Annotated in this window: 17 protein-coding genes and 3 tRNA genes; 8 read left to right on the top strand and 12 right to left on the bottom strand. The window is 50.2% G+C overall.

Features of this window, described 5'->3' with window-relative positions; translation table 11 throughout:
• Positions 1-68: 68 nt before the first annotated feature.
• From ABNT34_RS18470 to orn, 4 genes are all read right to left on the bottom strand, one after another.
• Positions 69-144 (bottom strand) — tRNA-Gly (locus ABNT34_RS18470).
• 25 nt (positions 145-169) lie between these two features.
• A tRNA-Gly gene (locus tag ABNT34_RS18465) sits at positions 170-245 on the bottom strand.
• Positions 246-262: 17 nt separating this feature from the next.
• A tRNA-Gly gene (locus tag ABNT34_RS18460) sits at positions 263-338 on the bottom strand.
• Positions 339-429: 91 nt separating this feature from the next.
• Entirely contained in the window at positions 430-981 is a 552-nt protein-coding gene (gene orn, locus ABNT34_RS18455; protein WP_348734279.1) for an oligoribonuclease, read from the bottom strand.
• A gap of 123 nt (positions 982-1,104) precedes the next feature.
• Here orn and rsgA point away from each other — a divergent pair, with 123 nt between their 5' ends.
• Genes rsgA through ABNT34_RS18440 form a run of 3 tightly spaced genes read left to right on the top strand, consistent with a single transcriptional unit; the run spans position 1,105 to position 3,756 of the window.
• Positions 1,105-2,148 (top strand): small ribosomal subunit biogenesis GTPase RsgA, encoded by a 1,044-nt coding sequence (gene rsgA / locus ABNT34_RS18450; protein WP_348734277.1) that lies wholly within the window; start codon positions 1,105-1,107, stop codon positions 2,146-2,148.
• Positions 2,149-2,169: 21 nt separating this feature from the next.
• Positions 2,170-3,030: an archaetidylserine decarboxylase gene (gene asd / locus ABNT34_RS18445; RefSeq protein ID WP_348734275.1), complete on the top strand. Its 861-nt coding sequence runs from the start codon at positions 2,170-2,172 to the stop codon at positions 3,028-3,030.
• Positions 3,031-3,054: 24 nt separating this feature from the next.
• Positions 3,055-3,756, top strand: coding sequence for a glycerophosphodiester phosphodiesterase family protein (locus ABNT34_RS18440; RefSeq protein ID WP_348734273.1), 702 nt, complete (start codon positions 3,055-3,057; stop codon positions 3,754-3,756).
• Positions 3,757-3,764: 8 nt separating this feature from the next.
• On the opposite strand, the gene ABNT34_RS18435 is transcribed toward ABNT34_RS18440, so the two are convergent.
• Positions 3,765-4,154, bottom strand: a complete 390-nt coding sequence (locus ABNT34_RS18435; RefSeq protein WP_348734271.1) for a MerC domain-containing protein — start codon at positions 4,152-4,154, stop codon at positions 3,765-3,767.
• 138 nt (positions 4,155-4,292) lie between these two features.
• Between ABNT34_RS18435 and priC the strand changes: the two genes are divergently transcribed.
• Together priC and ABNT34_RS18425 are read left to right on the top strand one after the other, a co-directional pair.
• A complete protein-coding gene (gene priC, locus ABNT34_RS18430; RefSeq protein ID WP_348734269.1) occupies positions 4,293-4,598 on the top strand; it encodes a primosomal replication protein PriC in 306 nt (101 codons plus the stop codon).
• A gap of 53 nt (positions 4,599-4,651) precedes the next feature.
• Positions 4,652-4,945: a hypothetical protein gene (locus ABNT34_RS18425; protein WP_348734268.1), complete on the top strand. Its 294-nt coding sequence runs from the start codon at positions 4,652-4,654 to the stop codon at positions 4,943-4,945.
• Positions 4,946-5,025: 80 nt separating this feature from the next.
• Here ABNT34_RS18425 and ABNT34_RS18420 read toward each other — a convergent pair whose 3' ends face one another.
• Positions 5,026-5,541: a DUF3016 domain-containing protein gene (locus ABNT34_RS18420; protein WP_348734267.1), complete on the bottom strand. Its 516-nt coding sequence runs from the start codon at positions 5,539-5,541 to the stop codon at positions 5,026-5,028.
• 163 nt (positions 5,542-5,704) lie between these two features.
• Positions 5,705-6,145, bottom strand: coding sequence for a hypothetical protein (locus ABNT34_RS18415; protein WP_348734266.1), 441 nt, complete (start codon positions 6,143-6,145; stop codon positions 5,705-5,707).
• Between the two features lie 166 nt (positions 6,146-6,311).
• Between ABNT34_RS18415 and ABNT34_RS18410 the strand changes: the two genes are divergently transcribed.
• Entirely contained in the window at positions 6,312-10,319 is a 4,008-nt protein-coding gene (locus ABNT34_RS18410) for a rhombosortase-dependent M36 family metallopeptidase (RefSeq protein ID WP_348734265.1), read from the top strand.
• 316 nt (positions 10,320-10,635) lie between these two features.
• On the opposite strand, the gene ABNT34_RS18405 is transcribed toward ABNT34_RS18410, so the two are convergent.
• From ABNT34_RS18405 to ABNT34_RS18385, 5 genes are all read right to left on the bottom strand, one after another.
• Positions 10,636-11,058 (bottom strand): hypothetical protein, encoded by a 423-nt coding sequence (locus ABNT34_RS18405; RefSeq protein WP_348734264.1) that lies wholly within the window; start codon positions 11,056-11,058, stop codon positions 10,636-10,638.
• Between the two features lie 90 nt (positions 11,059-11,148).
• Positions 11,149-11,442: a hypothetical protein gene (locus ABNT34_RS18400; RefSeq protein WP_348734263.1), complete on the bottom strand. Its 294-nt coding sequence runs from the start codon at positions 11,440-11,442 to the stop codon at positions 11,149-11,151.
• A 27-nt stretch (positions 11,443-11,469) separates the two neighbouring features.
• Positions 11,470-13,116 carry a group II intron reverse transcriptase/maturase gene (ltrA, locus tag ABNT34_RS18395; RefSeq protein WP_348734261.1) on the bottom strand — a complete coding sequence of 549 codons (1,647 nt, stop codon included), beginning with the start codon at positions 13,114-13,116 and terminating at the stop codon, positions 11,470-11,472.
• Positions 13,117-14,207: 1,091 nt separating this feature from the next.
• Positions 14,208-15,845 (bottom strand): chaperonin GroEL, encoded by a 1,638-nt coding sequence (groL, locus tag ABNT34_RS18390; RefSeq protein ID WP_348734259.1) that lies wholly within the window; start codon positions 15,843-15,845, stop codon positions 14,208-14,210.
• Positions 15,846-15,898: 53 nt separating this feature from the next.
• Positions 15,899-16,189: a co-chaperone GroES gene (locus ABNT34_RS18385; RefSeq protein WP_348734257.1), complete on the bottom strand. Its 291-nt coding sequence runs from the start codon at positions 16,187-16,189 to the stop codon at positions 15,899-15,901.
• Positions 16,190-16,565: 376 nt separating this feature from the next.
• Here ABNT34_RS18385 and ABNT34_RS18380 point away from each other — a divergent pair, with 376 nt between their 5' ends.
• On the top strand, positions 16,566-18,404 hold the full coding sequence (locus tag ABNT34_RS18380) for a protein-disulfide reductase DsbD (RefSeq protein ID WP_348734255.1): 1,839 nt from the start codon (positions 16,566-16,568) through the stop codon (positions 18,402-18,404).
• Positions 18,405-18,665: 261 nt separating this feature from the next.
• Positions 18,666-19,127, top strand: coding sequence for a type II 3-dehydroquinate dehydratase (gene aroQ / locus ABNT34_RS18375; protein WP_348734253.1), 462 nt, complete (start codon positions 18,666-18,668; stop codon positions 19,125-19,127).
• Positions 19,128-19,133: the final 6 nt, after the last annotated feature.

Raw genomic sequence — 19,133 nt, 5'->3', positions numbered from 1 at the left:
CTCGACCTTGGCAAGGTAGCGCTCTACCAACTGAGCTATGCCCGCTCTGCGAGATGTGTGTTCTGATTTGGAGCGGGCAACGAGACTCGAACTCGTGACCTCGACCTTGGCAAGGTAGCGCTCTACCAACTGAGCTATGCCCGCATACAATCAGAAACTTAAGAGAATTTGGAGCGGGCAACGAGACTCGAACTCGTGACCTCGACCTTGGCAAGGTAGCGCTCTACCAACTGAGCTATGCCCGCATCCAGGCTGAAGGTTTTGGAGCGGGCAACGAGACTCGAACTCGTGACCTCGACCTTGGCAAGGTAGCGCTCTACCAACTGAGCTATGCCCGCAAAAACCTTCAGCAGCGCTGCTATCGCAAAGATGAACTTTGTGCAGCAAGCGCGGCGCATTTTACAAAATCACTCGATGTTTGCAAGCCTTTTATTCTGGCAAACGGAAAAAGTGCTGCTGATAGGTGACTAATTCAGCAATTGAATCGCGAATGTCGTCCAGCGCCAGATGGCTTGATGATTTATTCACCAGTTTGGTGACCGCCGGATTCCAGCGTTTTGCCAACTCTTTGACTGTGCTCACATCAAGGTTGCGGTAGTGGAAAAATGCTTCCAGCTTCGGCGCGTATTTCACCAGAAAACGCCGGTCCTGGCCGATGCTGTTGCCGCACATCGGCGATTTGCCTGCTGACACATATTGCGACAGGAAGGCGATGGTCTGCTCCACTGCACTGTCTAAATCAGTCTGGCTGTCTCGGCAACGCTGGGTTAAACCACTTTTGCCATGTTGCTCGACACACCAGGCGCTCATATTATCCAGAATGTCGCCAGATGTTTTGATGGCAAAAGTCGGGCCTTCCGCCAGAATATTCAGGTTGCTGTCGGTGACGATAGTCGCCATCTCCAGGATCACATCGGTGTCTGGTTCCAATCCGGTCATTTCCAGATCGATCCACACCAGATTGTTGTCATTCACTGCCATTTGCCGCCCCTTGAGCTTGATACTTTGTTAGTTTGCTGAATGCTAGTATGATACTACGCCCCGTGCCATCTGGAAAACGCCGCGCCTGTCGCCGCCGCTTCCACAGCAACAGACAGATTAAGCGTGACTAAAAAGAAACACCTGACGCAACGCCAGAATGACCGTATCGCCGGCAACCAGCAAAAACGCCTGGACCGGCTGGCGCAAAAAGCCGCCAAGGCTGACCAACAGCTGGAACAGGCCGCTTTTGCCGATGCAGAGCCCGGCGTTGTGATCAGCCGTTTTGGCCAGCACGCCGATATTGAAGCCACCGACGGCACTATCACCCGCTGTAATTTACGCCGCACTATCAGTTCTTTGGTATGTGGTGACGCCGTGGTGTTTCGGCGCGCACTGCAATCGCAGGGCACTATTGATGGTGTGGTCGAAGCAGTGCACGAACGCAAATCTGTGTTGAGCCGACCGGATTTTTATGATGGTTTAAAGCCGGTCGCCGCCAATATCGACTTATTAATTATCGTCTCAGCCGTACTGCCGGCGCTGTCACTGAACATCATCGACCGCTACCTGGTTGCCGCTGAAACCATGCAAATCAAGCCTTTGTTATTACTCAACAAAATTGATTTACTCAGTGAAGCGCAGCGGGCAGAAGTCGAGCAACAGCTCGATATCTACCGCAAAATTGGTTATGAAACGCTGTTGTTAAGCGCCAAAAGCGGCGAAGGCATGGCGCAACTGGACCAGTATTTAAGCCAGGGCACCAGCATATTTGTCGGTCAGTCTGGCGTCGGAAAATCATCATTGCTGAACAATCTGATGCCTGAAATCGCTGCGGTGACACAAGAGGTCTCTGACGTGTCCGGTTTAGGCCAACACACGACGACGGTGGCCCGGCTATATCATCTGCCACAAGGCGGTCAGCTGATTGACTCGCCTGGCATCCGCGAATTTGCGCTCTGGCATTTATCCGACGATGAAGTCAGCTGGGGTTACCGCGAATTCCGCCCCTGGCTCGGCCGCTGTAAATTCCGCGATTGCAAACACGGCAATGACCCGGGCTGTGCCTTGCATCACGCCGTCGACACTGGTGAGATCGCCACAGAACGTTTTGACAACTATCATAAAATCCTGCTCAGCATGGCGCAGGATAAGCCTGCTTATCTTTAATCTCACGAGGTAATATCCCCGATGGACCAGCTTAAAATTACTCTGCAATACATTCTGCCAAAGCACCTGATTTCCCGGCTGGTCGGTTATCTGGCGGCCGCGCGCCTTGGTTTTGTCAGCCATGCGCTGATGAAACTGTTTATCCGCGCTTATGGCATTAACATGGCCGAAGCCCGTTATGAAAATGCCAGTGACTACGCCAGTTTTAATGATTTTTTCACCCGCCCGTTAAAAGACGGTGCCCGCCCTGTTGTGGCTGATGAGCAAACGCTGGCCCATCCGGTTGACGGCGCCATCAGTCAGGCTGGTCCGATTGCCGGTGACCAACTGCTGCAGGCCAAAGGTCATTTTTACACGGTTAAAGCGCTGCTGGGTGGCGACGACAATACCGCAGCAGCTTTTCAGGACGGTACCTTTGCTTGTATTTATCTGGCGCCAAAAGATTATCACCGCATTCATATGCCCATTGCCGGCACCCTGCGTGAAATGATTTATGTGCCTGGTGAGTTGTTTTCGGTTAATCCGCTGACGGCAGCGAATGTACCGGGTTTATTTTCCCGTAACGAACGCGTCGTGACTATTTTTGACACAGCCGCAGGTCCGATGGCCTTAGTGCTGGTTGGCGCAACTATTGTTGCCAGTATCGAAACCGTTTGGGCCGGCACTGTCACGCCACCAACCGGCAGCGAAGTATTCCGCTGGCAATATCCGGCAGAAGGCCCCAATGCCATCCATTTGGAAAAAGGCGCCGAAATGGGCCGCTTTAAGCTTGGGTCCACTGTGGTGCTGACGTTTGCCAAGGACGCCATCGAATTGCTGCCAACCAATTTCCCTGGCGCCGTGACGCGAATGGGCACAGCCTTTGCGACTACACTGAACTAATCCAGTCGTCTGACAGGAACACAGATGAAAATCTTTGCGCACCGTGGTGTCAGTGGTCACTTCCCGGAAAATACGCTGCCGGCTTTTGCGGCAGCGCTGCAAACTGGTAGCCATGGGATTGAGCTCGATCTGTTTCTGCACGACGGCGAATTGGTGGTGATCCATGACCGGCAAGTGGACCGCACCACCAATGGCCATGGGCTGCTGGAAGATTTTACCCCAGCAGCGCTGTTTGCACTTGATGCCGGCAACGGTCAGCCAATCCCCACTTTATGGCAAGTGTTGCAGCTGTGTGCGAACCGACTGGAAATTAATATCGAACTGAAAGGTCAGGACACGGCGCCGGCTTTAGTCGCTTTGCTGCACCGGGCGCAAAAAGAACTGGCACTGCGTCTGGATTCAGTGCTGGTTTCATCCTTTCATCATCCGTTACTGCAACGACTTAAAACTTTGCTGCCAGAGATCCGCATTGGTGTATTGATCGCACACTACCCACTCGATGGTGTGCAGCTGGCGGTACAATTGAATGCAGTATCGCTTCATTGTGATCGCGGTTTTGTTGACAGGGCGCTGGTTAACCTGGCGCATCAGGCCGGGATTGAACTTTATGTATATACGGTCAACCAACAGCGGGAGCTGCTGGCTTTGCGGGATATAGGAGTGGATGGCGTGTTTTGTAATTTTCCGGCAGAAGCGCTGCAGTGGTTAAGAACCGCAACAGCCTAAGCGCCGGATTAGTGACTTTCGCAGCTATGACACTGATTACAAAGCCGGATATTCAGCACGTGCGCTAACACCACAAACGCCGCACCAACAATTAATACGTAATGTTCGTATTCGTGTCCCAGCAAGTCTTTTTGCCAGTAGATAAAACCACCTAAAAATAACGAATAAAACGGATATAACTTGCGGTGATAGCGGTGGAAACCGGCAAATAAGGTAATAAACCCAAGCACCATAGTGATCAGCAGAATAATGCGTTCAAATGCATGGTTGTGGACGGAAGTCAGCCCGAGCAGTGGCAATACAGGTAACAATACCGGCAGCATAATGCAGTGGATGGCACATAAAGATGTGACTGCGATCCCTACTTTATCCAGAGTGTGACGGATATTGTCGAACATAAATGCCCCCAAACGATGCTGAAGTGAAATGATATAACAAATCTGCTCATTTATGAATGCCTGTGAAGAAAAAGTCTGATGGTATTGCCCTGTGGCATGCTGTGGCATAATTGCTCTTTTTCAGCACGAGACCTGCGTATGGAACAACTACTGACCCAACTGGACCAAAATCTAAAAGAACTTTATCGCAAAGCGGTGGACGCCGACGCTGTACTCGACGATTTGCAACAACAAGGACATGGCAGATACCAGCACATTTTCCCCGCGGGTTTGTTTCAGGTGCAAAGCAACAGATTTTTGCCCTATCTGGCAGAAACTGCAGAGCAAATCTCGGCGATTCGTCAGACCCAGCAATTTAATACCGCGACACTGGAAAATATCGTCAAACAATTACAGCAGCTGCATCTGACGCTGGCGGAATTTCGCACAGCACTGACAAAATAACTATACTGTCGGATGGACAGTGGCTCTGAACCCAATCAGGTGTGGAGGTAGTGATGGTGACAACCAGCAGTGTGATATCGCAGGACGCGCTGCGCATAGCCGCCCGGACTCAGTCAGCCACTGATCGCCCCCGCACCGACACCTCGCAACAGCGCCAGCAGGTCGTGCAACAGGCAGACCTCAGTCAGCAACAAAACAAACTGGATAATTTACCGGAGAACACACCGGCTGAACCGCAGAATGACAGTGTCAGAGTCAGCAGCACGCTTGGTAAAGCTGCCAGCAGCGGTTTATTGACCCGAGATGAAGCGGTCGCCATCTATCAAAAAATCGCCAACATGTTGTGAAATATAGACCTGTCTATGGGCTGTAAAAATAACTAAAGACGCTTATCGGCGTCTTTAGCTTCGGCAGGATCTGGTCTGACTCAGGGTTTTGTCAGTTTTGGTGTCAAGGTTTTCTGGAACCAGTTCTTCAGCATCTGCTTTTCGTAGACGAATTCGGTGCTGCCAAGGCCGATGGGCGATGAGTTCATAAACCCCATATCTTTGATTTTGACATCCTGTTCCGCCAGAATCACCTGACCATTGCTGTCCAGCAACTGATAATCAAAGGTCATTCTGGGAAAATAAATTTCTTTCACCACACGAATATCACTGTGATCAATCCGGTACATCGGATTGACATCGCCGGCTAAATCGAGGTCTTTCACCGTGACCAGCAGATTATGACCTGCTGGCAACTTCGCGGCGAAATCGGCCCAGATTTTATCAAAAGCGCTAATCACCCGCTTTTGATAAGCTTTTTTAGTGCCGGACGAAGGCCGGATGTCGCTGTATTTCTCCGGATTTTGCCAGTTGACTTTAACCGTCGTGGTTTGCTGTGAGGCCCATGCATTGGTCGCTAACAGGACGCCTAACAGTATCGGTAATATGGTTCTCATAGCTTTGCTCCTGAAAAAACATTAAACCTGTGAAATAACGGAGGTTCATCCGCCATCACATCACCTGAACCCACTATATCGCGATTAACACAATGTTACAGTACAGAAATGTCTAAAGCTGTGGCGTTCTGTAATTCGGCTTTACCTGATTTTGACATCCGGTCTAACGATCAGGTTGCGATTTTAATGGTAAATAATACAGCTGCCACTCAGTACGAACATCAGCAAGCTGCTGTAGCTGCTGTTCCAGTTGCATCAGCTCAGCGATAGTCCCGCTAATTGCCAGCACTCCTTCTGCTATCCGTTTTACCTCCAGGACAGGTTTTATTGTCAGACGTTTGCGCAGTTCATCGACAGACTTCATACCGGATACTACCAATTGATTGGTCAGATGCAGTGGCTGTGCATTCTGCGGATCAATTAACAGCCAGTAACTGGGATAGCGCTGAATCAAGCGATATTTCGTGCCGTTAATGTACACAAAATTTGCCGGTTTCTGCTGCAGATTATTTGCGGCTGTAGCAGGGTTGTGGTCCTGTGCCTGGCAGCCAGCCATGGGCAGCAATAGTAAAAACCATACCGCGGCCAAAGATATCCGGCTCATCACACAGCTCCTCCCTTCCGACATTAAAACCTGTGCTCGCTGGTCACGAAAAATCTACTTTATAACCGGATAACACAACAGAGGCATTGCCAAAATATTAACCATAGAGTTATAACGGTTGTTGCGCGACCTATAATTTTTAACATAATAATTTCAAGGAACATGAATGAACAACTTCAAACTGTCAACGATCGCAGTGATTGTCAGCACTGCTTTCGCGCTGCCCATGCAATCCGCCTTGGCTGGTTCGCTGCCACAACTGCCTGCAGCAGAAGGACAATCACTCTCTGCGGTTCAGCAACAACAATCCACAGTTTCCGGCATGGCCAACCAAGTTGATGCACAGAGCGGTGAAACAACATTTGCCTGGGCTCCGACTGGCCTCGCCAAACCGAATATCTCAGCAGTCGCAGCTGAATATCAACTTGAATTTGCTGCCACCCATTATCTGAATGTCTTAACAGGTGCTGCAGCCAAAGGTGAACTGGTTCAACTGAAACCTGTCCTCGCGCATGCATATCAATCAGAAGACGGTGTGAAAACTGCCAAATTCCGTCAGGAATTCATGGGCGTCGAAGTCTTTAACAAAGAATATAACATCCTGATGGATGCCGAATTTAATCTGGTCGCAGGCTCAGGTCGGCTGACCAGTACCACAATGGCCAAAGCCACTTTAGCCAATAACCCGCAATTCCCGTATGCTGACGAAGCAGTCAAAGCTGCATTTGCCGCAAATGGCGGCGACGCTTCTCAGCTGTCACTGAGTGAAACGGCACAGGACAACGGCTATGCCATTTTCAGTGCAGACAACGCCGATGCCGACAAAAAGGTTTTGGGTAACCCACGCGTAAAACCGGTATTTTTTGAGAAAAAAGGCAAGCTGATCGCGGCGCAATATGTCGAGCTGGAAACCAGTAACCATAATGACACTGACACCGATTATTTCGCTTATGTTATCGCTGCAGATACCGGTGAAGTGCTGTTCAAAAACAACCTGAAGGCGCATGCAGGTGAATTTGAATACCGCGTTTATGCCAATGCCGATGGCCGTCCATGGGATGGTCCACATGGCAACGTAGTTCCGGCGGAATCTGCGGAGCAAGTCGACGCCACAGCTTATCTGGCAGCACCTTTGGTGAAAGTAGCGCATGGCCCAATCAAATCAAAAGACCTGTGGCTCAAAGGCGATGCAACAATCACCTCAGGTAATAACGTTTTTGCTTATGTCGATGCGATAGCACCAAATGGTTTCACCACTGGTGATTTCGCTGCTGAAACTACAGGCCCGCTGGTTTTTGATTATAAATACCGGACCAGCGAACCAGAATCCTCGGTGAACAACCGCAAAGCGGCCATTGTTAACCTGTTCTACATGAACAACTACCTGCACGACCAATTCTATGACTATGGTTTTGATGAAAAAGCCGGCAATGCTCAGCTGGTGAACTACGGCCGCGGCGGTGTCGAAGGCGACCCGATCATGGCTGAAGTGCAGGATAACTCCGGCTTTGACAACGCCAACATGTCAACTCCGGCCGATGGCCGCTCACCGCGGATGCAAATGTATCTGTGGGCCAGTAAAGACGCGCTGTTTGGCAAAGATTTAGGCATTACCGCAAAAACAGCAGATGGTGTTTCTATTCCACTGACGGCAATGCAAGGTGCTAGCTTTGGTCCTGGCCAGTTCAGCCTTGAAGGTCAGGCAGTTACCTTTGTTGATACCGCTGCACCGACCCGGGACGGCTGTACTGATGCTGCTGTTCCTGCAGATGTTGCCGGTAAAATCGCCATTATCGACCGTGGTACCTGTACTTTCACTATCAAGGTTAAAAATGCTCAGTTAGCAGGTGCCATTGGTGTCGTGATCGTGAACAACAGCGCGGCCGGTCTGCCTGGTATGGGTGGCGCTGACGCAACAGTCAATATTCCAAGCGTCGGTATTTCGCAGGCAGAAGGTAAAGCACTCTATGATGCGCTTGCTGCCGGCAAAGCAGTTAATATCAAGATGTTTAACAACAAACCATACAAGGACAGCTCCTGGGATAACGCCATCGTTTCGCACGAATGGGGTCATTACATCAGCAACCGTCTGGTCGGTAATGGTAACGGCTTATATAACAACCAGGGCCGTTCTATGGGTGAAGGCTGGGGCGACTTCCATGCCTTACTGATGGTGTCAGACGCTTCAGATCTGAAACTGGCTGGCAATGACAAAATGCAACGCGCCTATGCCGCGATCAGTTACGTCGATTCGTTCTACTATGGTATCCGCTCATTCCCGAACGGAAATAGCCTGGAAATTAACCCGCGTACCTTCAAGCATATCGGTCTGGGCGACACCAATCAGTACTTCACCGCACAAGACGCCAACACTGGCGCAGCACAGGTGCACTCTGCCGGCTCAGTCTGGGCACAGATGTTGTGGCAGAGTTTCGTCAGTCTGGTGAATTACCACAAAGACTACGACAAAGCCAAAGACCGCATGATGGGGTATCTGGTCAACGGCTACAAACTGACGCCGGTTGGCCCAACTTATACCGAAGCGCGTGACGCCATTCTCGCAGCCGCATATGCCAAAGATCCGGAAGATTACAAAGTGATCCTCAAAGCCTTTGCCGACCGTGGCATGGGTCTGGGTGCGGTCGCACCACACCGTGACGATGCAAAACATACTGGTGTTGTCGAGTCGTACAAAACGGAACTCAGCACATTTAACGTCACTGCACACAAGCTGGATAAAACCTTCAGTGATGCCACCACAGGCTTCTGTACCAATAACAGCACGCTGGACAACGGTGAAACTGCCACAGTGCAATTTAATGTCACCAACAAAGGTTCGGCTGCGCTGAAAGATCTCAAAGGCAAAGTTGAAGTTACCAGTGGTCACCAGGTTACATTCGCCAATGGCGGCGCTGTGACATTACCTGAACTGAAAGTGATGTCATCAGCAACCACAGCTCCGCTGTCATTCAAGCTGGAAGGTGCAAAACCAGGCGATATGCTGACGCTGAAACTGTCGTTCCCAGAAGTCAGTGAAACCATCGTCACCAGCGCTTACAGCCTGACTGAACGGGTCAATCTGGCATTTGCAACTGTGGCACCAAGCAATATGCAAAGTACCGATAACATGGAAACTCTGGCCACACTAAACAACTTCGGTGAAAAAGTGCTGACTGGTGGCGATCTGGCGAAAGACAGCCGTCAGTTAGACACAGCATACGCCAGCTTCTTTGCAAGCAAAGGCCATCCGGTTGGTAAGCAATATATGCATATTGCCAACAACGGCTTTACCTCAGATGTGGCGTACGAAACCAAACCATTTACGGTTGGTTATGCCGGCGACTTCAGCATGAGCTTCTGGCATTACTTTGAATTTGAAGAAGGCTACGATGGTGGTGTTGTCGAGATCAGCATTAACGGCTCGGCCTGGACCGACGTCACCAAAGTGATCCGCAGTGCCGCGAACGAACCAGTGCAATATGCTGGTTTCAGCAGCCAGGGGTACACGGATGCACTGGAAGAATTACTGCCAGGCCGTAAAGCCTTCACAGGGGTGATGGATCCGGATGCAAAACTGGGTTCATCGACCTTTGGCCGCATGGAAACAATTAACTTCGGTGCCGCACTGAACGGCAACGAAGTGAAGTTCCGTTTCCGCGCGGTATCTGATTCAAACTCAAATGAATCCGGTTGGTACATCGATAATGTGCAGTTTAAAAACATCACATCCCCAGTGTTCCACTCTGTCGTGGCTGGTGATGCAGTCGCCTGTGATAACCGTGCACCGTTATTGTCAGGTGTGAAAGCCAGCGTTGCAGAACTGAACGAAGGTGGCACTTTCACGCTGACTGCAGCTGCAACAGACCGGGATACAGCTGACAAGCTGTCCTTTAGCTGGAAACAATTAAGCGGAACCGCAGCAACATTAACCAACGCAGCCACTGCAACTGCTTCAGTCACTGCACCTTCGATAGCATCAGGTTCGGAAAATCTGGTGTTTGAAGTGGCCGTGACCGACGGTACTGCAACCACGAAATCGACAGTGACAGTGAAGGTTAACGACGTGCCGGCACCGGAAGTCGTGACACCAACCAAGAAAAGCGGCGGTGGTAGCATGAACTGGTTTGTTTTATTGTTAGCACCGTTAGCGCTGTTGCGTCGTCGCAGTAAATAATACGGATTTAGAAGTATCCCTAATAAAAGCACCACACTCAACTGTGGTGCTTTTTTTGCGCAGTGAAGCAACAGACAACCGCAGTGCAGTCAAATAAATACTGTCAGCATTGCAGAAACAACAAACCCGGCAACAGCCGGGTTTGTCTTTTGCGAAAAATGACGCTGCAGGTTAAACCACAGCAGCAGGCATGTCGGGTAGCAGCAGCGCATTACTGCGCCGCCGCCCCCTAAGAACCGTACAAGCAAGTTTCCCTGCATACGGCTCAAGCCTTTATAAGTCAGTACCTAAGTACCGACCGGCGATGTGAAAACCGTCAACCGATGACATCTGTGTACGTAAAGGACTCATAACCGAGTTTAGTCTTGCCATAAAGATCTTTTCTCATCGCAACAACGATATTGCCTACGACTTTTTGACCTTTAACAGGATCTGGTTCCATTCCTCGGTTTTCCTTGACCAAATTAACCATCTCATTTATCGCTTCAATGACATCATCAGAGCAGTACAGCCAAGATTTGTATTGCTCCTCGAAGAACTCTCTCTTCGTTTTAGCATTGGCCGTATGCCCAACAAAGCCCTGAAGCTTAACGAGCAGTTTGGAATACTGCTCCTCCTTGTACTTCAAAGCCGCTTCGCCTCTTTTAGACATTACACCGTAATAATAAGTAAGTGCAGAGCCGATTATTAAGGTAAACACTGGCAGCAAAGTTTTTAGGATTTCGATAGTTTCGTCCATTTGAGTGTCCTGTCAGAATTCCAATCCCTGCAAGATTAACATCATTGTACGATGTCAGATATACGTCACACAGGTAGTCCCGAAACAACCTTACAGAACAATTACTCGATCCTTATCTGCTTGGAAAAACCACGAGATATGGAGCTTGACGATACCATTGCTTTCAGACGCTTCGACTCGGAAACCTTGGGCTTCAATGATTTCTTTTCCCTCTTTTATGGATAATTTCTTAAGTTGAAATTTACGAAATTCCACAGATGTACTTGTCTCCCTCCTCCCGGCACTCGCTTTGATTGCATGGAATGCCAAGCTGGCGACAGTACTTCCCTTAAAAGAATCAAAGCCACAAATGTTCCGAGCTTCGTTAGCACTAATAATCGTCATAGTTCAAGTTCTCAGTTTCTAGTTGTCTTAGTCATTGTTGTGCAATTGCCGATGACAATTAGGGTGCAGCAATATCAGGTTATCCAGCTCATCCGATCCGCCTTTTACCTTTTCCAGAATGTGGTGAATATTCCACTCTGTTTCAAAAGTTATCGGGAACCGGCAGACCGGACAGCATTTCTGCTGCCGTTGCCAGAGGTAAAGCACTTTCCATTGACCGACCATAGAATCTCTCCAAGTGCGCTCCAGCCGCTGCTCAAAGTATTCCTCAAAGGCCAAATCATACGGATTGGCTTCTGCCTTTAACTTAATATGCCGCTTAATCGGCGTATCATTGCAGTAAAACAGCCGTAGCATTTTCTGCTCCGCCACTTCACCGGAAAACACCCAGTTGCGGTTGCCCACTGACTTAAAGTATTTCGCTTTAACCCAGCGGAACTGACGGTTTTTATGCCGTCTCCGACACCACTTCCACAGCATTTTCCACACCCGATAGTCGACATAATTAAAGGTCTCTTTCGCAACGATGTGCCGATGGTAGTTTGCCCAGCCCCGTAAAACAGGATTGAGCAGTGATACCAACAAACCCGCCGTCACGGTTTTGTTTCCCGAAATAATGCCCTTCACTTTCTGCAGCAGATTCCGCAGGTTCTTCCGGCTTGGCTTTATCAGCAGTTTACCGTTGTACTTGCGAATATTTTGCCCCAAAAAGTCGAAACCATCGTCCACATGGGTGATCAGCGTTTTCTCCGGCGATAGCGTCAGCCCCCGTTCGCCCATAAAGGCCTCGACCAGAGGTTTTACTTTGTCTTCCAGCAGCTCTTTCGAGATGCCGGTGATCACAAAGTCATCCGCGTACCGCACATAGTTCACCTTGGTCTTGTAGCTGGCTTTAGTATTCTTCTGACCAAAATGGCTTTCTAATACCGTCTCCAAACCATCAAGCGCCAAATTGGCTAACACAGGCGAAATAATGCCCCCTTGTGGCGTACCGGCTTCGGTTGCAAATAAACTACCGGACTCCAGATACCCCGCTTTCAGCCAACGTCTGAGCACTTGTTTATCCAACGGAACGTTGGCAAGCAACCAGTCGTGACTGATGTTGTCGAAGCAGCCTTTGATGTCCCCTTCCAGTACCCACTCTGCCGAGCTTTTCCGGCTTAAATTGACAAAGCATTGCTCTATCGCATCCGCCGTGGACCTTATTGGGCGAAAGCCATAACTATTACGGTCTGCCGTTGTTTCCGACACTGGTTCCAACGCCAACAGGTATAACGCCTGCATCGCGCGGTCCAGCATCGTTGGTATGCCCAAAGGACGGCGTTTGCCGTTGGCTTTTGGGATATAAACCCGACGCAGCGGTTTTGGCCGGTAGCCTTGCCGCTTTAACCTTGTAATAGCCTGCCATTTCAACTCAGGCGTACCCCACAACTCCCCATCAACACCGGACGTCCTTTTGCCCCGGTTTTCCGTGACCCGCCTGACCGCCAATGCCTTGGCAGCAAACGAGCGCACCAGCATGCGTTGCAGAGTTTTCACCCTACGCCACTGTTGCTGTTTCGTCGCCTTCGCGATCCGTACTTGCAGACCTCTCACCTGCCGCTTTACCAGATACCAATCAATGGTATGCCAGCTCTGCGGTGGGTGGGAGAACGCAGGTACGGTCATTTTCATTACTGTACTCATCTTGCTTTTCTCCAAAACCGCAAATGGAGTAAAGCCAGGCCCGCAAGGGATAGCTAATCCCCCTTGGGTTGTTTTTCAGATGACTTATCAAGCCTTCACACGATTAAAGACCAGTTGGAAGTCTGCACCTTTTCAGGTCAGGGCAAAGTTTGAACCCCTATCCACGCCATTACAGCGCAGCATTCGCTTTTTCCAACCTCCTTTACCCGCTTGTCCAACAGTTTTCCTTGCGGATCCCCTGCCTTACTTACGCAAGGCGAACAATCGGGCTTACCGAGTTCCGTTGCAGTTACACGAGCAACTTAGGTTCTGCCTATCCACCGGTGGCCTTCAGACGACGTATTCCCAGATGTAAAAGGAATAACCGGCCACGTACCTTTTGGTCAGAGCGTAACAACAATATTTCGCTCATTGCGGTTGACGGTGTTTATCAGCAGTTCACGTACATTAACCCTATTGCCCAGCCTAGCCCTCAGCCCACGTATTGTTCATGGTCTATGCCCGCCCTCACGGGTTAAAGCACTGTTTTCACAGAGGTACATTGTCAGGAAGCTCCGCACCACGCCGTTACCAGCATCGCACTATCCCTAGGCTACCGTTAGTCGTATAACGAGTCTCGCTCACGCCTTTGCTGTCAAAGCCAATGGGGTTGAGACAATAACTACAACAGCTTACGCCCGCAGGTCGTAAACTTGCCGAGATACAGAAAACGAGAAGACAAACCAATGCCTAGCTGTAAACAGCTGTCATTGTTTGTGTTTGATTTCAGAACTACTTGGATCCGAAGTGTGATTTGGGTGGCGCGACGATGAAAATATCTCGCTACTACACGGGGGTAAAAACCCGTCACTTCTTACCTTTTTGTTCGTTTTATGCCGATAGCAGAATGCTTCGGAGACTTGTTTTCCAATCGTAAAACGATTGCGCGACCTCATCACTTGCGTGATGATTCCGGCATTCGGTTTTACCTCCGAATACCGGAGTCGACTACTAGTTTTGCGGGTGGTATAGTGAGCACTTGTTAGTGCTCACTACTGGTAGACCCCGCTAGGCTAGCGACCTACGCGACTCTCGTCGCATCACATCATGCCACCCATTCCGCCCATGCCGCCCATGTCTGGCATAGCTGGCGCGTCTTTCTTCGGCAGCTCTGTCACCATGGCTTCAGTAGTGATCATCAGCGAACCAACAGATGCAGCGAATTGCAGTGCAGAACGGGTTACTTTGGTTGGGTCCAGGATACCCATTTCCAGCATATCGCCGTACACACCGGTCGCCGCGTTGTAACCGTAGTTACCGTTGCCACCTTTGACGTTGTTGACGACCACTGAAGGCTCTTCACCAGCGTTATCGACGATTTGACGCAGTGGTGCTTCCATCGCGCGCAGCGCAATTTTGATACCGTGGTTCTGGTCTTCGTTGATACCACGCAGCTCGCCCAGTTTGGCAGCAACACGCACCAGCGCAACACCACCGCCAGGGACCACGCCTTCTTCAACGGCAGCACGGGTGGCGTGCAGCGCGTCTTCCACGCGGGCTTTTTTCTCTTTCATTTCGATTTCAGTTGAAGCACCAACTTTGATCACTGCGACGCCACCAGCCAGTTTAGCCAGACGCTCCTGCAGTTTTTCTTTGTCGTAATCAGAAGTGGCATCTTCCACTTGCTGACGGATTTGTTTAACGCGCGCGTCAATCGCTTCCTGGCTGCCAGCACCGTCGATGATGGTGGTGTTGTCTTTAGTGATCACAACACGTTTAGCAGTACCTAAATCTTCCAGCGTGGCTTTTTCCAGCTCCAGGCCGATTTCTTCAGAAATCACGACACCACCAGTTAATACCGCGATGTCCTGCAGCATGGCTTTACGACGGTCACCAAAACCTGGCGCTTTGACCGCAGACACTTTAACAATGCCGCGCATGTTGTTGACAACCAGAGTCGCTAAGGCTTCGCCTTCTAAATCTTCAGCGATGATCAGCAGCGGCTTGCCAGACTTGGCCACACCTTCCAGCACTGGTAACAGTTCACGGATGTTGCTGATTTTTTTATCAACAGTCAGGATAAATGGGTTGTCCAGTTCAACCTGGCCGGCTTCGGCGTTGTTGATGAAGTACGGCGACAGGTAACCGCGGTCAAACTGCATACCTTCAACCACGGCCAGTTCGTTCGCCAGGCCCTGACCTTCTTCAACAGTGATCACGCCTTCTTTACCGACTTTGTCCATCGCGTCTGCAATGATTTGGCCGATTTCGTCATCAGAGTTGGCAGAAATAGTACCAACCTGCGCAATAGCTTTTGAATCTGTGCAAGGCTGAGACAGTGCTTTTAACTCAGCCACTGCAGCAATCACCGCTTTGTCGATACCGCGTTTTAAATCCATTGGATTCATACCGGCAGCAACAGCTTTCACACCTTCGTTGATGATGTTTTGTGCCAGTACTGTCGCAGTTGTTGTACCGTCACCGGCTTCGTCGTTGGCTTTAGAAGCAACTTCTTTCACCATCTGCGCGCCCATGTTTTCGAACTTGTCTTCCAGCTCGATTTCTTTGGCAACAGATACACCGTCTTTGGTGATCAGTGGTGCGCCAAATGATTTGTCCAGAATCACATTACGGCCTTTCGGGCCTAAAGTAACGCGAACGGCATTCGCCAGAATGTTCACGCCTTTTAACATCTTGTTGCGGGCTTCATCGCCAAAACGTACGTCTTTTGCAGCCATTTTCTAATTACCTCAAATCAATTCAATGCGTGGGAAAAGTCATTACCGAACAATTATTCAGTGATGATGCCAAGAATGTTGTCTTCTTTGGTGATCACGTATTCCTGACCGTCGATTTTCTCAGTGCGCTCGACATAAGCACCGAAAATCACTTTGTCACCCACTTTCACTTCCAGTGGACGCACGCTGCCGTTTTCCAGAATACGGCCCAAGCCGACTGCAACGACTTCACCGCGGGTCGACTTCTCAGCAGATGCACCTGTCAGCACGATACCACCGGCTGATTTGCTCTCTGCTTCCAGACGCTTGATGATGACGCGATCATGTAATGGACGAATATTCATGTGTAAAGCTCCTGAACATGTTTGGTGGATTTAATCCCACGAGCGGGGTTAAAAAATTTTGTAACCGGGATATGGGGTAAATCCGCAAAAAAACCAAGGGTATCGGTGGAAGTTTTTTTATGCCGGGTTTTTGTCATGGTCAGGTTGTCACATTCCAGCATGCTGAAAGAAAGTGCCGGTTGCACCGGTCTGGTGTCAACAGCCGAGATTGCGTTACATTAGCGCGATATTCGTAATGCGACCGTTTGATACGATTGTTTGATACTGTCTGCCAGACCATTTGCCGCTTGCATCCGTATAGCGTGCCGGAAATTATAGCCATCCCGCTCAGCCAGGGCTTTTTGCCTTAACCGGGTCAATGAGGAATGCTCACCGAATGAATAACCGCCCTTCCTTTGTCACTACGCTGTATGCCTTATTGCTGTGGGTCTGTATGCCGCTACAAGCCGCAGAACCAACAACCGCCAGCCAAAATCCGATTGCGGCGCCAAATATTCTGGCAGCCTTGCAACAGCCGCAGTTTTTACCCGTCGATCAGGCCTTTATGCTGGATTTTGCCCAAAGTGGCGAATCGGTGCGTATCAGCTTTCAAATAGCCGACGGTTATTACCTGTACAAACACAAGCTGAAAATTGCCGGTGTGGCGGTGAATTTCAGCAATCCGGTTTTACCGGCCGGTTTACCGCATGAAGATGAATATTTTGGCAAAACCGAAATCTACCGCCATCAGTTGGTATTTGACGTCAAGCTGGCCAATATCGATGCCGACGCCAAATTAAAGATTCGTTATCAGGGCTGCGCTGATGCCGGCCTGTGTTATCCGGTGGAAACCCGCGAAATTCCGCTGATTGGTTCAATCAAACCGGACAGCAGCATAGCGGCATCAAGTGAGCCCACAGCAACAGCTGCAGTGTCGGCAGCGCCGGTCTCCAGCCAGGTTGGTCTGGCCGAGCGATTAAGCAGTGATAAAAGCCTGCTGACTTTAGGCCTGTTTTTCCTGCTCGGTTTAGGCCTGGCGTTCACGCCTTGTGTGTTCCCAATGTACCCGATTCTGACCAGCATTATTGTGGGTCAGGGCCAGCAGTTGAGCCACGGCCGCGCGTTTCGTTTATCTTTTGCTTATGTACAGGGCATGGCACTGACTTACTCGGCTCTGGGTTTAGTGGTGGCCAGCGCCGGCGTGAAATTTCAGGCCGCGTTCCAGCACCCGGCGGTGTTAGTCGGCATGAGTCTGCTGTTTGTGTTACTCGCCGGCGCGATGTTTGGCTGGATTAATCTGCAACTACCAGCACGCTGGACAGAAAAACTCACTGCAACCAGTAACCGCCAGCAAGGCGGTTCCGTTAAAGGCGCGCTGGTGATGGGGGCTTTATCGGGTCTGGTCGCCTCGCCTTGCACCACAGCGCCGCTGACCGGTGTGCTGTTGTATATCGCCCAAAGCGGTGATTTGGCTTATGGCGCGCTGGTGCTGTATATCCTGAGCCTCGGCATGGGCCTGCCGTTATTGATCCTGGGTAGCAGCGGCGGCAAATGGCTGCCAAAACCCGGCGCCTGGATGGACGTGATTAAAGCGATTTTCGGTTTCCTGTTGTTATCAGTGCCGTTGATGCTGATATCGCGCATTGTTGCAGCGGAAGTGCTGTTAGTGTTGGGTTCTTTGTTAGCGCTCGGTTTTGCGCTTTATCTGCAGCAAGTGCAACAACTGCTGAAAACTGCTGTGGCAAAAAGCTTATGCTGGCTGGTTGCCACGCTGCTGGTCTGTGCAGTGGTGCTGGCGAATTATCAACAATGGCTGGCACCGGCAATGCAGCCACAGCCTGCAGCAATCAGCGCAACCGACAGCCAGCAGGCTGGCAAGTTTATCGACATTAAAACTCTGGCCGATTTGGACGCACAGCTGGCAGAAGCCAAAGCACAAAACCAATATGTGATGCTGGATTTATTCGCCGAGTGGTGCGTCGCCTGCAAAGAATTTGAGCACATCACTTTTGCTGACACCGGCGTCAAAGCCGAAATGGCGAAAATTCGCCTGTTACGCATCGATGTGACTAAAGCCACTGAGCAGGATCAGCAGGTTTTGGACAAGTTTCAGGTGCTGGGTTTACCAACTTTATTGTTTTTTGCACCGAACGGCAGCGAATTAACGACATCCCGCATCACGGGTTTTATGGGGCCGGATGCGTTCAAAGCGCATCTTACCCAGCTGCAGCAATAAGGCTGCAGCACCCGACTGGCGTGGTTTGGGAAACTGCTCAGACCACGTAGCCTCACTACTTAATCTGCCTTTACAACAACAGCGGCGAAAAGTTCCCATCTGCTGATAAGACCAGTATTTTGCTGCCATTTGCTGCGATTTCACTATAATGAGGCGCAAATCTGCAAATGCCCGCCAGATTTCCGCTGAAAAAGATTGTTTTTTCACCGACCTTTGGCAGGATGGAAGCAGATCCAGAATTATCAACGGAATAATCGACAAATGACTGCCAAATTACGGATTTTGCTGTTAAACGGTCCGAACCTGAATATGCTGGGGCAACGCGAGCCACATATTTATGGCGCGCAAACGCTGGCGCAAATTGTCAGCGATCTGCAGCAAACTGCCACTTCAATGCAGGTGGAATTATCCCATCTGCAGTCCAATGCTGAGCATGAACTGGTGGGCGCAATCCAACAGAGTCTGGGCCAGCAGGATTTTATCATTATCAATCCGGGCGCGTTCACTCATACCAGTGTCGCCATCCGCGACGCCTTACTGGCGGTGGCAGTGCCATTTATTGAAGTGCATTTGTCGAATGTTCACGCCCGCGAAGCATTTCGCCGGCATTCTTATTTATCCGATATCGCAAAGGGTGTGATCTGTGGTCTGGGTGCAAACGGTTATCGTTATGCACTGGACGCAGCGGTCAAAACACTGACCAGCACGCCTCTTAACCCATAAATTCCA

It is taken from the genome of Rheinheimera texasensis (assembly GCF_964031785.1).
GTDB lineage: Bacteria > Pseudomonadota > Gammaproteobacteria > Enterobacterales > Alteromonadaceae > Pararheinheimera > Pararheinheimera texasensis_A.
Note: the sequence above shows the minus strand (reverse complement) of the source record. Positions and strands in the feature narration are given on the sequence as shown.

What these genes read in the sequence shown, in the direction of transcription:
- ABNT34_RS18435 (WP_348734271.1), bottom strand. Translation starts at nt 4,154, where the DNA reads ATGTTCGACAATATCCGTCACACTCTGGATAAAGTAGGGATCGCAGTC.
- ABNT34_RS18420 (WP_348734267.1), bottom strand. Translation starts at nt 5,541, where the DNA reads ATGAGAACCATATTACCGATACTGTTAGGCGTCCTGTTAGCGACCAAT.
- groL (WP_348734259.1), bottom strand. Translation starts at nt 15,845, where the DNA reads ATGGCTGCAAAAGACGTACGTTTTGGCGATGAAGCCCGCAACAAGATG.
- ABNT34_RS18380 (WP_348734255.1), top strand. Translation starts at nt 16,566, where the DNA reads ATGAATAACCGCCCTTCCTTTGTCACTACGCTGTATGCCTTATTGCTG.
- ABNT34_RS18410 (WP_348734265.1), top strand. Translation starts at nt 6,312, where the DNA reads ATGAACAACTTCAAACTGTCAACGATCGCAGTGATTGTCAGCACTGCT.
- ABNT34_RS18405 (WP_348734264.1), bottom strand. Translation starts at nt 11,058, where the DNA reads ATGGACGAAACTATCGAAATCCTAAAAACTTTGCTGCCAGTGTTTACC.
- asd (WP_348734275.1), top strand. Translation starts at nt 2,170, where the DNA reads ATGGACCAGCTTAAAATTACTCTGCAATACATTCTGCCAAAGCACCTG.
- ABNT34_RS18400 (WP_348734263.1), bottom strand. Translation starts at nt 11,442, where the DNA reads ATGACGATTATTAGTGCTAACGAAGCTCGGAACATTTGTGGCTTTGAT.
- priC (WP_348734269.1), top strand. Translation starts at nt 4,293, where the DNA reads ATGGAACAACTACTGACCCAACTGGACCAAAATCTAAAAGAACTTTAT.
- ABNT34_RS18385 (WP_348734257.1), bottom strand. Translation starts at nt 16,189, where the DNA reads ATGAATATTCGTCCATTACATGATCGCGTCATCATCAAGCGTCTGGAA.
- ABNT34_RS18415 (WP_348734266.1), bottom strand. Translation starts at nt 6,145, where the DNA reads ATGAGCCGGATATCTTTGGCCGCGGTATGGTTTTTACTATTGCTGCCC.
- ABNT34_RS18440 (WP_348734273.1), top strand. Translation starts at nt 3,055, where the DNA reads ATGAAAATCTTTGCGCACCGTGGTGTCAGTGGTCACTTCCCGGAAAAT.
- orn (WP_348734279.1), bottom strand. Translation starts at nt 981, where the DNA reads ATGGCAGTGAATGACAACAATCTGGTGTGGATCGATCTGGAAATGACC.
- aroQ (WP_348734253.1), top strand. Translation starts at nt 18,666, where the DNA reads ATGACTGCCAAATTACGGATTTTGCTGTTAAACGGTCCGAACCTGAAT.
- ltrA (WP_348734261.1), bottom strand. Translation starts at nt 13,116, where the DNA reads ATGAAAATGACCGTACCTGCGTTCTCCCACCCACCGCAGAGCTGGCAT.
- ABNT34_RS18425 (WP_348734268.1), top strand. Translation starts at nt 4,652, where the DNA reads ATGGTGACAACCAGCAGTGTGATATCGCAGGACGCGCTGCGCATAGCC.